Genomic DNA, 12,282 nt, shown 5'->3' on the forward strand with positions numbered 1-12,282 from the left:
ATGTGATGCGTATCCCAATCCGCAAATATCTGGTCGCGACCGCGCTCGGGGCCGGCGCTGTCGGTTCGCTGGCCTGTGCATTGATCGTGCCGAGCGCGCCCGCCCACGCCCAGTTCACCGTGTTCGATCCGAGCAACTACAGCCAGAACCTGCTCACCGCCGCGCGAACCCTCCAGCAGATCAACAATCAGATCCAGTCGCTCCAGAACGAAGCGCAGATGCTGACCAACCAGGCGAAGAACCTGACTCGCATCGATTTCCCCCAGCTTCAGCAACTCACCCAGAACCTGCGAGCGATCGACCGGCTGATGGCACAGGCCCAGGGGATCGATTTCCGGATCGACGGCCTCGACCAGCAGTTCAGCCGCCTGTTTCCGAACGACTTCAACCAGGCACTGACCACCAACCAGCGCGTGATCGATGCGAAGGCGCGGCTCGATGCCGCAATGGCCGGGTACCGGCAGACGATGGGCGTCCAGTCCCAGGTGGTCGCGAACGTCCAGGCCGACGCAAATGCGATGAGTGGCATCGTTGCGCAGAGCCAGGGAGCACAAGGTTCGCTCCAGGCGCAACAGGCGACCAACCAGTTGCTCGCGCTGACCGCCAAGCAGCAGTTCCAGATCCAGAACCTGATGGCGGCCCAATACCGCGCCGAAGCCATGGAATCGGCGCGCCGCGCCCAGGCCGAGGCCGAGGGACGTGCCGCCACGACGAAGTTCCTCGGTACCGGCTCCGCCTACACACCCCAGTAGTCGGACGCCGGCCAGGCGGCGGCGGTTTCGCCTCCCGCCGCCGTCGCCGCGGGGCGCGTGATGCTCCCCCTGCGCGCCCCGCGGCACCCTCTTGATGGAAGAGTGAAGTGAACGACCTCAGCGTCATCGACCGGTTCATGCAGGCCTTCATCCGCTATATCGACAGCGGGTTCGGGCTGCTGGGCGGCGACGTCCACTTCCTGACCGCGACCCTGATCGGCATCGACATCACGCTGGCTGGCCTGTTCTGGGCAATGGGCGGCGAAGACAATGTCATCGGCCGCTTCCTCAAGAAGATCCTCTACATCGGCGCGTTCGCGTTCATCCTGAACAGCTTCTCGACCCTTGCCGACATCATCTTCAAGTCCTTCGCGCAGGCCGGGCTGACCGCCGGGGGCGGAACCCTGTCGGCGGACGATCTGCTCAAGCCCGGCCGCGTCGCCTCGACCGGATTCTCGGCCGCGTGGCCGCTGCTCCAGCAGGCGTCGAGCATGATGGGGTTCGTCAGCTTCTTCGAGAATTTCCTGACGATCGCGGTGCTGCTGTTCGCCTGGGTGATCGTCATCCTCGCCTTCTTCATCCTCGCCGTGCAGATGTTCGTGACGATTATCGAGTTCAAATTGACCTCGCTGGCCGGCTTCATCCTCGTGCCCTTCGCGCTCTGGAATCGCACCAGCTTCCTGGCCGAACGCGTGCTCGGCAACGTCGTCTCGTCGGGTATCAAGGTCATGGTGCTCGCCGTGATCGTCGGCATCGGCTCCAATTTCTTCGCCGAGTTCACGACCTCGATGCAGGGACAGGAACCCGATCTCGGCGCCGCGATGAGCCTGACGCTCGGCGCGCTCGCGCTGTTCGGCCTCGGCATTTTCGGTCCCGGCATCGCTTCGGGCCTCGTCGCCGGCGCGCCGCAGCTCGGTGCCGGCGCCGCGCTCGGTACAGCCGTCGGCGCAGCGGGCGTTACCATGCTTGCCGGCGGCGCTACGATCGGCGCGGCCCGTGCGGTCGGCGGTGCTGCGCTCGGTGCGATCCGGGCCGGCACGACCATGGGTTCGGCGGCTTCGGCCTCCTACCAGCTCGGCCAGACGGCGGCCGGATCGTCGAGCGTCGGCGCTGGCATCGGCGGCATGGCGCAGGCGGCCGGCAATACAGTTCGCCAGAAGGCCTCGGCAGCGCTGGGCTTGTCGGAAGCCGCCGAGCGCGGCCGCGACGCCGCCTGGTCCGCTCTCAATGGCGGCGCCGGTTCTACCGGATCAGCTCCGGACGCCGGCAGCGATGGCGCACCGTCCTGGGCACGCTCGCTGCGCCGCCAGCAGGACGCCCGTCACCACCGCCATGTCGCCATGCAGACGCTGAAGGAAGGCGATCGCGGCGGCGCCTCCGCCACCCCCGACATCAAGGAAAGGGAAGATTGAGCCATGATCTTCAAGCCCCATGATCTTTAAACGCGCTGTCCAGCGCTACGCGCAAACGCCCGAGCCCGAGACGCCCTATCAACGCGCCGGCCAGGTCTGGGACGACCGCATCGGCTCGGCCCGCGTCCAGGCCCGCAACTGGCGATTGATGGCGTTCGGCACGCTGTCGCTGTCGACCGCCATGTCGGGTGCGCTCATCTGGCAATCGCTGCAAAGCCGGGTCACGCCTTATGTCGTCGAGGTCGATCGCCTCGGCGAGGCCCGGGCGGTGACCGAGGCCGAAGCGGGCTATCACCCGACTGATCCCCAGATCGCGTGGCATCTGGCGAAGTTCATCGAGAATGTCCGCGGGGTCTCGCTCGACCCGGTGTTGATGCGCCGCGATTGGCTGTCCGCCTATGACTTCACCACCACGCGGGGGAGCCAGTTCCTCGGCGACTATGCCCGTGCTGCTGACCCCTTCGCCAAAATCGGCGAGCGCACCGTGTCCGTCCAGGTGACCAGCGTCGTCCGGGCATCGGATCGCTCGTTCCAGGTGAAATGGACCGAGGCGGCCTATGAGCGAGGGAGCGAGGCAGGTTCCTCCCACTGGACCGGCATCCTGACGATCCTGACGAAGCCGCCGGCATCGACCGACACGCTCCGGAAGAACCCGCTCGGCATCTATATCGACGCAATCGACTGGAGTCGCGAACTCGAGCCTGCGGCATCGGCAACTCCCGCGCGCACCAAGCAGCCGCCGAGCAACGTGCCGCTCGGCTCGCCGCTCGACCCGAACCTTGCCGCTCAACCGACCGTCAATACGGAGACCCAGCCATGACTAGAACTCTCGCAGCCGCCGCGCTGCTGGCGCCTTGCCTGATCCTTGCTGCCCAACCCGCAGAGGCGACCACACACAAGACGACGCCGGTCGCCGCGGCCAACCGCGCGGCGACAATCGAACCCGTCGCGCAGGGCTTCATAAACGCCGCGCAGGTCTATCCGTTTGCCGACGGCGCCATCTACCATGTCATCACCGCGCCCGAGCGGGTGACCGACATCGCGCTGCAACCGGGTGAGACGCTGGTGGCAGTGGCCAGTGGCGACACGGTGCGCTGGGTGATCGGCGATACCACCAGCGGGTCCGGCGCGGAGAAGCGGACCCATATATTGGTGAAGCCATTCACGGCCGGCCTGTCCACCAATCTTGTGATCACGACCGACCGGCGCAGCTATCATATCGCGCTGACCAGCCTGACGAAGACGGCGATGGCGGCGCTCTCCTGGACCTATCCCCAGGACGCGCTGATCGCATTGAAGCGCGCCGCCGTAGCGACCGAGGCGGCGGCTCCGGTCGCGGCCGGGATCGAGGTCGAGCAACTCCATTTCAACTATGCCGTATCGGGCGATCGACCGGCCTGGCGGCCGTTTCGTGCTTTCGACGACGGCCGCCAGACCTTCATCGAGTTCCCGGCGACGCTGGCTGTCGGCGAGGCGCCGCCGATCTTCCTGGTGGACGGGAAAGGCGAGGCCCAACTCGTCAACTATCGCGTGAAGGGCCGCTTCTATGTCGTCGATCGCATCTTTGACGTCGCCGAGCTTCGCCTTGGGACAAAGCACCAGCAGGTCGTTCGCATCAGCCGGGTGGCGGACGGCGCGCCCATGCGGAGGGGATCATGACCGTCGAGGCGGCAGCCAACCCGGCACCCGAGGCCCCCGCCACACCGGGCAAGGTCGACCCGGAAACGCTCGCGCTTCGCGCCCAACCGGCGCGCGCGATCCGTTTCAAGCGGGGCGCCGTGGTGGCGATCGCAGCACTCGGCTCCGTCAGCCTGATCGCGACAGCCTGGGTCGCGCTACGGCCGTCCGCGCTGCACCTCGCTGGACAAACCGACGACCAGACAGTCGCGGCGAAAGCACCGACCGATACGCTGAGCGGACTGCCGGGGAGCTATGGCGACGTGCCGAAGCTCGGACCGCCTCTGCCGGGCGATCTCGGCCGGCCGATCCTCGATCATCAGCGTGCCATGGGCATCGCGCCGGTGGGCGGCGAAACCGAGCGCGCGGAACAAGCCGCTGCGACCGAACGCGATCGACGCGCGGCGGAGCTGAAGGCGGCGCGCGAGTCGGGATTGCTGGTGCAATCCGGCGATCGCACCGATCCAACCCGCGGCACCGATGCGACGCCACCCTCGCCACCGGTCGCAGCCACCGAGGCGTCGCGGCTCGCAATCGATCCTGATCGCGATCCCAATGCTCAGCAACGCAAAGTCGACTTCGTCGCTGCGCGCGACACCGGCGGCGACGTAAACGAGCATCGGTTGAGCCCGCCGGCGTCGCCGAACATGTTGTCCGCTGGCAGTGTCATCGCGGCGAGCCTGATCACCGGACTCAGGTCAGACTTGCCCGGTCTCGTCACCGCTCAGGTGACAGAACGGGTGTTCGACAGCGCGACGGGCACGATTCTTCTCATACCCCAAGGTGCGCGGCTGATCGGCAGCTACGACAGCGTGGTCGCCTTCGGCCAGAAGCGCGCGCTGGTCGTGTGGCAGCGCATCATCTTGCCGGACGGCAGCTCGATCCGGCTCGACAACGTGCCCGCAACGGATCCGTCGGGCTATGCGGGGCTTGCCGATAAAGTCGATTTCCACACCTGGGCGCTGCTCAAGGGCGTCGCGATCTCAACCCTGCTGGGCGTCGGCGCGAACGTGACTTTTTCTGGGGAGAGCGATCTCGTCCAGGCGATCCGGGAATCCACCCAGCAGAACGTGTCGCGTGCAGGTGATCAGATCACCTCTCGCAATCTTCAAATCCAACCGACCATCACGATCCGGCCCGGTGCCCCGGTCCGGCTCGTCGTCCATCGCGATCTCATCCTGGCTCGCTGGACGGAATAGGAGGAAAGTCATGCCAGAATTGAAACTGGGCAGATTGCCGGACAGGACTCCGATCAAGCTGGCGATCACCGTTACGCCCGATCTTCACCATATGCTGCAGCAATATGCCGCGCTTTATGCCGAAGCCTACGGCCGCGAAGAATCCGTCACCGAACTCGTTCCTGCGATGCTGGCGGCTTTCCTCGAGAGCGATCGCAGTTTCGTTCGCAGCCGCTCTACCGGAAAATGAGCGCCGAGACTGAGATCCCGGATCGCTTCGTCAAGCTCGACGAGGTCAAGCGCCGCGTCGGTCTCGGCAAGTCGATGATCTACCGGCTGATCCAGGAAGGGAAGTTCCCCGCGCCGTACAAGCTGTCGCCGTTCGCGTCGCGGTGGAGCGACCGGGAGATCGTGGCCTGGGTCAACGATGTGAAAGACGGCTTCGAGGGGAAGAAGCGGAAGGTCTGACCGCCGAGTTCGAAGGAGTGGCCCTCATTCGAATGCCAATAGCAATTGTATGAAATTCCGGTCGTCTCGTGCCTCGCCGATCGCGACGTACCGCGCCACTCTCAAAACTGCCATCGTCGGCTTACGACCAGAGCCGGCTATTCAAGTTTGGCCAGGAGAGCAGGGCCAAGCTTCTCCGCGGGGTCTGTCTGGACCAGTCGGCAGGCTATCGCTTATGTGAACACTGCGGAAATGCGCTGGCGCGTACGCTTGAGCGAGATGCTAGCTGAGCCCGATCGAAGCGGAGGCGCCAGCCACCTCCTCCTGCGCCACCACATGGTCGAGATAGCCGAGACCAAGGCCGCCATCTGCCTCATCGACGGCGATGCCATGCAGGCCAAGCTCGCCCATGGGCATTACCGTCATGCCCGACTGTTTTTACCGCCAAGGATGTCGTTCGTCCGCGCATGGCCAGATTGAGCCCCGCCGTAATGTCGGCCTTATCCTGCGCCACGTACTCAGGCGCCTATCTAGTAGAGAGAGCCGGGCACTCACACTCGAGGACATGACCCGGGAACGTGCGAAAGCACCGGACACATCTCCCCAGAAATAAGCCTGTTGAACGGATTTCGGTACGTTGATGCTAAAAATCTTAGCGGCTTTTTCGGAACCCTTCAACGAAGCTGAATATCTCACAGATATCGCCGCAAGTAGATCGCCAAACCATGCAATAGGGTAGCAACCTAATTTCTCCGGGTAACTAGACAGAAGGCCTATCACCGACCACACTCTTCGCCGACGAATCGAATAGATGTCGGGCGGCACCGTCAAACCGAATAATCGAGGAAAGACACTATGATCTCTGACGATTTCTCGATCGCGTCCAGCGTTGTGCGCGGCAAGCAGATCATCGATATCGTGACTGGGTTGCTTACGATCATCGACAATGACGAGGCGGCCAATGCCAAAGCGCTTGCGGCGGGCAAGATCCACGAGATCGGCCGCGAGTTCGAACAGGCGCGCAAGGCTTATGCTGCCGCCCAGGGCCTGCCCGAAGCCGCGGTCCGCAGCGCCATCGTCGACCTGAAGACCGGCGAAGCCTGTCGGGCACTTGGGAGCATCAAGCATTTCATCGAAGCCCATCGGGATTTCCGTTTCGCTGATATCAGCGGCCGTCCGTTGTCGGCTGCAACGATCCTGGGCGATGCCTATCGGATGACGGGCAATGGCAAGGCTGCCATAGACGCCTATCGGGAAGCGCTCGAGCTCGTGCCGGGCGACAGCCATTCGGCCGCCCATCTGGCGCGACTCTATTTGACCGACAATGCGCCCGAGGAGGCGATCACACTGAGTGAACGGTTCCTCGACGCAGAGGAGATGTCTGCGTTGCAGTCGACGACACGCCTGCTCGCCAACGATCCTAACAAGCTTCCGGCTCTGGGTGGTCTCGTGAGCAGCATGACCCGCAAATTCTCGGATGTGCGCTAGATCCGGCAGGTGATGGATGTCGGAGCCTTTCTGAGGTTTCATCGGCTTGAGCCCGACGCCCTCCTGTCCGGGCTCGCGAAACAGGTGGCGGAGCGGGCCGACGACGTCATCCTGCTTGCCGGCTCCTTGTCGGAAGGGCTCGGCAATCACAGATCGGATATCGACATCTATCGCGTGATCTCGTGCGAACTTTCCACCCAAGACCCCGTGGAGATTCTCGATCTGGGGCCCGTCGCAGCGGACGTCGAGACCGTTTCGCAAAGCCGTGTGCGCACATTGCTTGCGCGCCTCGATGCCACCGACAGCGACCAGACTTCCGATCCGCGTGATGCTGTCGCCGCCTTTTCAGACGGAGACATAAAGCTGCTGCACCAGATGCGCATCGGCACGACGTTGTTGGGAGAAACGGTCTGGAGGCCGTTGCACAGCGCTATCGACGCTCGGCGCCTCGCTCGCCTGCTGCTTGACCGAGCCGTTGCGTGGTTGGGCGTCTTGCAGATCGATCTGCTGGGCTTTCTGGAGTCGGGGGATGACGACAGCGCCCGCCCCTTGTTGCGTCAGTTCCGCACACGATTGGGCGCGGCTCTGCTCGCAGCGCTCGGGGAGACCAACCCTGCCGAAAAATGGCAAATCCGGCTGCTGGAGCGTCAGGCCCAGACTCGACCGGACCTGCGCTTACCCGGGGGCCAGAGTCTGCCGGATCTCATAGCCAAGTGGCGCGCGATGGATGAGGTCATCGGCAGCGGACGCGCTGGCGATGCGATGCGAGCGCTTCAGAATCTGCGGTTCATCATCGTGCCTTGGGCTCAGCGACGCTTCCACGCCGGCCTCGCACTCGGAGAAGATGGCGCGCAGTTGCCCTTGTCACTCATGCCAGCGGACATGACGGGTGATCGGCTACCCCCATTGCGGCTGGACTGTCAGATCCAGCACGATGCGCAGGGTCTATGGGTCGCGAAGGTCGCGCATGCCGAAATGCTGTACATCAATCCACTCGCGCACGAATTGCTGCTCCACTTCGATGGACAGTCCACCCGTGCCGCTGCGGCCGCGCGGCTGGAGGCGATCAGCGACGCGCCCGCGTTCGAAATCGCGCAAAGCATCTCGGATTTTCAAATGGTCCTTGCGGATCGGGCTTTGATCTAGGGGCGCAAGATAATGGACATGGTCCCAGGTTTGATCGGCATCGGTGCTCAGCGCATCATATCGTCCGACGCCCACATCATCGAGCCGCCCGATCTGTGGACGAGCCGGGTCGATCGACGGCTACGAGACCGAGCTCCGAGGGTGGAGCGGATCGGCGGGAATGACTGGTGGGTCTATGACGGCGCTCGCATCGGTTCCGTCAGCGGGCGCCGGCGACGCTCGGGTAGCCTTGTCATGGACGATCGGGATCTCGCGTCACGCGGCGCGGTGCTCACCCACTCGGTGTTCGAGGATGTCGATCCTGCCGCCTACACGCCCTCGCTCTATCTCGAAGCCAATCGGGCCGACGGGATCGCCGGCGCGGTGATCCGGCCCACCCAGGGCATCACCAATTATTGCATCACCGATCCGGAAATGTTCGGCGCGATCTGTCGGGCGTATAATGATTGGATCAGCGATTTCTGCAGCGAGGACCCGAACAGCCTCAAAGGCATCGCGATGCTCAACTGCTACGATCCCGAAGACGCAGTTCGCGAACTTGTCCGGGCGCGCGCGCTTGGCTTGGTAGGTGGCATGATTAGCTGTTACCCGGGCAGCGAACGAAACTACGGCCATCCCTGCTACGACACGCTTTGGGCAGCCGCTGAGGAGTATCGCTTCCCGATTTCTCTGCACGTCTTGACCAATTTCAACGGCCCCTATGGCGTGCCCTTCGCCGAGGTGAACTACAGCCTGAGGGTTAATGCGGACCATTGGGTGCGCATGTCGCTCGCCGACATGATCTTCGCTGGCGTTTTCGAGCGCTATCCGGACCTCATGATCGAAAGCAGCGAACATGAAGGCGGTTGGGTGCCTTATTTTCTTTGGCAAATGGACTGGACCTGGGAAAAGCGCATCCGCAAACGGCAGCAGTCGGCGGCCATCGCCCATCCGCCCAGCCATTATTTTCGGCGCAATGTCTATGTATCGATCATTTATGACCGGCTCGCGATCGAAGCCCGCGAGACGATCGGGGTCGACCGGTTGATGTGGGGTTCGGATTTCCCGCATGAGCAGTCAACTCAGCCCCATAGCCGGGCCTTTCTGAGTGATCTGATGCAGGAGGTTCCGTCACCCGATGTCGCGGCGATCCTGTTCGACAATGCCGCGCGGCTGTTCGGATTCGACCCCCGGCTGGGACTCGAAAAAGATATGATGACCGCCGAACGGCTGACCACGCGATGATGATCAATATTCTGGGGGGCGATGGCTGCGGCAAGACGACTCAAATCGAGCGCCTCGAGCAGTGGATTTCGAGTGACTGGAAGCTTCCCGTACGCCGCATGGCCAAGCGTGATATCTTCGACGCCGTGCGCGTTCCCGAATGTGATTTCTTCGGCGTCCCTTATGAGAGCCTCGCGCACAAATATCTTCCGATGATGCGCGACGAAGCGCGCGCATTGTGGCTGATCTATATGAATGCCGTGCTCATTCGCGCGACCCCGCCGGCCCCGGGCGAGATCGTGCTGCACGACGGCTATTGGCAGAAACATTATGCCACCGAGGCGGCGATGGGGCTCGATCCACAATGGCTGCTCGACGTCTGTCGGTTTTTCCCCGAGCCTGACCTTACGATCCTGATGGATATAGATCCCCGCGTAGTCGTCGGGCGCGGGCATAGCCACAAACCCTATGAATCGGGTTGCGACAAGACGTGCAGCGACGCGGCGTTCATCACGCATCAGGACCGGGTTCGCGGCTATCTGACCGCGATGGCGAAGGACAGGCACTACCCAATGCTCGACGCCAATCGGAGTGCCGACACCATCTTCGACGACCTGAAGGAGCGACTGAGCCCGTGGCTCGACCGGCTGGCATTGACCTCGGCCATCGAGCGCTGAGGAGCCGCTGTGGAGCACATAGATATTTATGACGCCAATATGCGCCGGCTTGGTAGCATGGAGCGGATGGCGGCGCACCGTGCCGGTCATTGGCACCAGACAGTCCACTTCTGGCTAGTCGACCGCGAACAGGGCGGGCGGCTGTTCTTCCAGCTGCGCGGTCCAGCGGTGCGGGCCAATCCGGATCGCCTGGACGCGACCGCGGCGGGTCATATGCTCGCGGGGGAGACGTTAAGCGCGGGGTGGCGCGAAGTCCGGGAAGAACTGGGCATCGACATACCACCGATCGTGCATGAGCTCGGCTTTCGCACCGAAGTCAGCGATATGCCCGATGGCGACGTCAATCGAGAATTCCAAGCGATCTATCTCGCCGAAGCGCCGTCGGGCCCTGAAGGGTTCGCACCGGATCCCGCCGAGGTCCATGGTGTCTTGGCTATAGGGATAAGTGACCTGCACAATCTGATCGCGAACCGGATCGAGGCGGTGACGGCCTCCGGCATCATTTTTGCGCAGGGAGACGCAACGTGGCGACCTGAACGGCGACGCGTCACGATGGATGCTCTGGTCCCTCGGTTCCGTAATTACTACGCGAGCGTGGCGATCATGGCAGAGCGATTGGTGGAAGGGCGGTGGCCATTAGCGATCGGATGATTGCTGGGGCACGCGACTGAAGGGGCAGGCTCATGGGAAACTTCAAGACGATGGCGGCGGCGGCAACGCGGCTGGTCCTTCGAGGTCGGATCGCAACTCTCGACGGCGCGGCAACCGTCCACCCGTCGGCCTCTGTCTGCATCTTGGATGATGTGATCGAAGCGGTCGCGCCCGCCGGACAGGCCCTGCCGGCCGCCTATGCGCAAGCGACCGTGATCGACACCGGCGGGACGATTTTCCCAGGCCTGATCGACCTGCACAACCATCTCTCCTACAATTTCCTGCCGCTGTGGTCGGCACCGCGCCGCTTCGCCAATCGCAATATCTGGCGCGAGCATGAGCCCAGCTACAAATATGAAGTAGCCTGGCCCTATGAGCTGATTGCCAAGAATGTACGCGATCCTGATCTGCCACGCAGCGTCGCGCGCTATGTCGAATGCCGAGCTCTGTTCGGCGGCGTGACGAGCACCCAGGGCCTGAGCTTTTCGTCAACGGGCGGCGCGGGAAACTTCACGGGGCTGGTCCGCAATGTCGAAGCGCCGGGCGACCCGGCCTTCCCAGCCGCTGATGGGCGGACGATGGATTTCGCGGCCCCCGAGATCGCGAAGACGCTCGTGCCCGCGCTGCAGCAGCCCCGTCCCTTCATCTATCATTTGAGCGAGGGAACTGATGGCGACGCGCGTCAGCGCTTTCTCGATCTCGAATATCAGCCCGGGCAATGGGCGATCAACAAGCGACTGATAGCGATTCATGGCGTCGCTCTATCGTCCGCCGACCAGGGCAGGATGGCGGCCGCGAGAGGCCTGGTCTGGTCACCGCTCAGCAACTTCCTGCTCTATGGACAGACCGCCGAGGTGATCGCAGCTCGCGATCAGGGCGTGTCGATCGCACTCGGCTGCGATTGGGCGCCGAGCGGCAGCAAGAATCCGCTCGGCGAGCTCAAGATCGCAAGCTTGGTCAACAACCATCTCGGTCGACCGTTCAACGCCGAACAGCTCGTGCGGATGGTCACCACAACGCCGGCAAAGCTACTCGGCTGGGAACAGCAGGTGGGTTCGATCGAAGCTGGCAAGAAGGCCGATCTCCTCGTTCTGACTGGAGCTGGCGGCGACGCCTACGATCAGCTGATCGGCGCCAGCGAGCGCGACATCCTCGCGGTGCTTATCGGCGGTCGTCCACGGCTGGGCCGGGTCAGCCTGTTGCGCGTCGATCCTGCGCGTCAGGAGATCGTGCGGATCGGCGGCGAAGATTATGCCCTGGATCTCACCGAAGCGGGCGGAGGGCCGCTCGCCGGACTCTCGTTCGACACCGCCCAGGCCAAGCTGCGCGATGCGCTGGCGCATCTGCCCGAGCTTGCCCGGCAGACGGTCGCGAACCACGCCTTGATTGCAGAAGGCGCTTTGGCGAAGCCACTGGCGATCATCGGCGAATATGATGATGCGAAGGATCGCTTCGGCCTGCTTGCTGCCGAACAGATCGATCCGACGAAATTGCGGCCGATGGCACTCGAACGCGCAACCGAAATCGACGATACGGACTACCGAGCCCGCCTGCGTCGAAACATAAACCTGCCTGACTTCCTGCGCGCGGCGCTATGACCAGCAACGGGTAGCCGTTGATGTGGCGCCGGGAGAGAATAGGCCGACCTTCG

The 12,282-nt window shown here is 63.5% G+C and carries 13 protein-coding genes and 1 pseudogene; 13 read left to right on the forward strand and 1 reads right to left on the reverse strand.

The genetic code is table 11. The features are described 5' to 3' along the window. Positions 1 to 5: 5 nt before the first annotated feature. The 7 genes from trbJ to BM052_RS08490 all read left to right on the forward strand — a co-directional run bounded on the left by trbJ (position 6) and on the right by BM052_RS08490 (position 5,487). Positions 6 to 752 (forward strand): P-type conjugative transfer protein TrbJ, encoded by a 747-nt coding sequence (gene trbJ, locus BM052_RS08460; RefSeq protein ID WP_091145485.1) that lies wholly within the window; start codon positions 6 to 8, stop codon positions 750 to 752. A 107-nt stretch (positions 753 to 859) separates the two neighbouring features. Further along, positions 860 to 2,164 carry a P-type conjugative transfer protein TrbL gene (gene trbL, locus BM052_RS08465; protein WP_091145486.1) on the forward strand — a complete coding sequence of 435 codons (1,305 nt, stop codon included), beginning with the start codon at positions 860 to 862 and terminating at the stop codon, positions 2,162 to 2,164. A 19-nt stretch (positions 2,165 to 2,183) separates the two neighbouring features. After that, on the forward strand, positions 2,184 to 2,984 hold the full coding sequence (gene trbF / locus BM052_RS08470) for a conjugal transfer protein TrbF (RefSeq protein WP_091145489.1): 801 nt from the start codon (positions 2,184 to 2,186) through the stop codon (positions 2,982 to 2,984). Beyond that, entirely contained in the window at positions 2,981 to 3,823 is an 843-nt protein-coding gene (gene trbG / locus BM052_RS08475; RefSeq protein WP_091145491.1) for a P-type conjugative transfer protein TrbG, read from the forward strand. Before trbF ends, trbG begins: the two co-directional genes overlap by 4 nt. Beyond that, on the forward strand, positions 3,820 to 5,040 hold the full coding sequence (locus tag BM052_RS08480; RefSeq protein WP_091145493.1) for a TraB/TrbI/VirB10 family type IV secretion system protein: 1,221 nt from the start codon (positions 3,820 to 3,822) through the stop codon (positions 5,038 to 5,040). The genes trbG and BM052_RS08480 overlap by 4 nt, the downstream gene beginning before the upstream one ends. Before the next feature lie 10 nt (positions 5,041 to 5,050). After that, positions 5,051 to 5,269 (forward strand): DUF2274 domain-containing protein, encoded by a 219-nt coding sequence (locus tag BM052_RS08485; RefSeq protein ID WP_091145495.1) that lies wholly within the window; start codon positions 5,051 to 5,053, stop codon positions 5,267 to 5,269. Further along, the gene (locus BM052_RS08490) at positions 5,266 to 5,487 is read left to right on the forward strand and encodes a helix-turn-helix transcriptional regulator (protein WP_091145498.1); all 222 of its coding nucleotides are present in this window, start codon (positions 5,266 to 5,268) and stop codon (positions 5,485 to 5,487) included. The genes BM052_RS08485 and BM052_RS08490 overlap by 4 nt, the downstream gene beginning before the upstream one ends. Positions 5,488 to 5,751: 264 nt before the next feature. Here the strand turns inward: BM052_RS08490 and BM052_RS08495 are convergent. Further along, positions 5,752 to 5,877, reverse strand: a pseudogene (locus BM052_RS08495) (acyl-CoA dehydrogenase family protein); the annotation flags it as partial. A 444-nt stretch (positions 5,878 to 6,321) separates the two neighbouring features. On the opposite strand from BM052_RS08495, the gene BM052_RS08500 reads away from it, so the two are divergent. The 6 genes from BM052_RS08500 to BM052_RS08525 are packed head-to-tail and all read left to right on the forward strand — an operon-like array spanning position 6,322 to position 12,229. Beyond that, positions 6,322 to 6,954 carry a tetratricopeptide repeat protein gene (locus tag BM052_RS08500; protein WP_091145500.1) on the forward strand — a complete coding sequence of 211 codons (633 nt, stop codon included), beginning with the start codon at positions 6,322 to 6,324 and terminating at the stop codon, positions 6,952 to 6,954. Between the two features lie 12 nt (positions 6,955 to 6,966). Further along, complete coding sequence (locus BM052_RS08505) at positions 6,967 to 8,100, forward strand: hypothetical protein (protein ID WP_091145503.1); 1,134 nt, start codon at positions 6,967 to 6,969, stop codon at positions 8,098 to 8,100. A gap of 12 nt (positions 8,101 to 8,112) precedes the next feature. Further along, entirely contained in the window at positions 8,113 to 9,324 is a 1,212-nt protein-coding gene (locus BM052_RS08510; protein ID WP_091145505.1) for an amidohydrolase family protein, read from the forward strand. After that, positions 9,321 to 9,980, forward strand: a complete 660-nt coding sequence (locus tag BM052_RS08515) for a dTMP kinase (protein WP_091145509.1) — start codon at positions 9,321 to 9,323, stop codon at positions 9,978 to 9,980. The genes BM052_RS08510 and BM052_RS08515 overlap by 4 nt, the downstream gene beginning before the upstream one ends. A 9-nt stretch (positions 9,981 to 9,989) precedes the next feature. Beyond that, positions 9,990 to 10,631 carry an NUDIX hydrolase gene (locus BM052_RS08520; RefSeq protein WP_091145512.1) on the forward strand — a complete coding sequence of 214 codons (642 nt, stop codon included), beginning with the start codon at positions 9,990 to 9,992 and terminating at the stop codon, positions 10,629 to 10,631. 32 nt (positions 10,632 to 10,663) lie between these two features. Next, positions 10,664 to 12,229, forward strand: a complete 1,566-nt coding sequence (locus tag BM052_RS08525; RefSeq protein ID WP_091145514.1) for an amidohydrolase family protein — start codon at positions 10,664 to 10,666, stop codon at positions 12,227 to 12,229. Positions 12,230 to 12,282 lie beyond the last annotated feature (53 nt).

The organism is Novosphingobium sp. CF614 (assembly GCF_900113255.1).
Classification (GTDB): Bacteria; Pseudomonadota; Alphaproteobacteria; order Sphingomonadales; family Sphingomonadaceae; genus Novosphingobium.

Excerpts from the sequence above, each read along its gene's own strand:
- BM052_RS08485 (WP_091145495.1), top strand. The coding sequence starts at position 5,051 with ATGCCAGAATTGAAACTGGGCAGATTGCCGGACAGGACTCCGATCAAG.
- BM052_RS08480 (WP_091145493.1), top strand. The coding sequence starts at position 3,820 with ATGACCGTCGAGGCGGCAGCCAACCCGGCACCCGAGGCCCCCGCCACA.
- trbF (WP_091145489.1), top strand. The coding sequence starts at position 2,184 with ATGATCTTTAAACGCGCTGTCCAGCGCTACGCGCAAACGCCCGAGCCC.
- BM052_RS08500 (WP_091145500.1), top strand. The coding sequence starts at position 6,322 with ATGATCTCTGACGATTTCTCGATCGCGTCCAGCGTTGTGCGCGGCAAG.
- trbG (WP_091145491.1), top strand. The coding sequence starts at position 2,981 with ATGACTAGAACTCTCGCAGCCGCCGCGCTGCTGGCGCCTTGCCTGATC.
- trbJ (WP_091145485.1), top strand. The coding sequence starts at position 6 with ATGCGTATCCCAATCCGCAAATATCTGGTCGCGACCGCGCTCGGGGCC.
- BM052_RS08515 (WP_091145509.1), top strand. The coding sequence starts at position 9,321 with ATGATGATCAATATTCTGGGGGGCGATGGCTGCGGCAAGACGACTCAA.
- BM052_RS08525 (WP_091145514.1), top strand. The coding sequence starts at position 10,664 with ATGGGAAACTTCAAGACGATGGCGGCGGCGGCAACGCGGCTGGTCCTT.
- BM052_RS08490 (WP_091145498.1), top strand. The coding sequence starts at position 5,266 with ATGAGCGCCGAGACTGAGATCCCGGATCGCTTCGTCAAGCTCGACGAG.
- BM052_RS08510 (WP_091145505.1), top strand. The coding sequence starts at position 8,113 with ATGGACATGGTCCCAGGTTTGATCGGCATCGGTGCTCAGCGCATCATA.
- BM052_RS08505 (WP_091145503.1), top strand. The coding sequence starts at position 6,967 with ATGGATGTCGGAGCCTTTCTGAGGTTTCATCGGCTTGAGCCCGACGCC.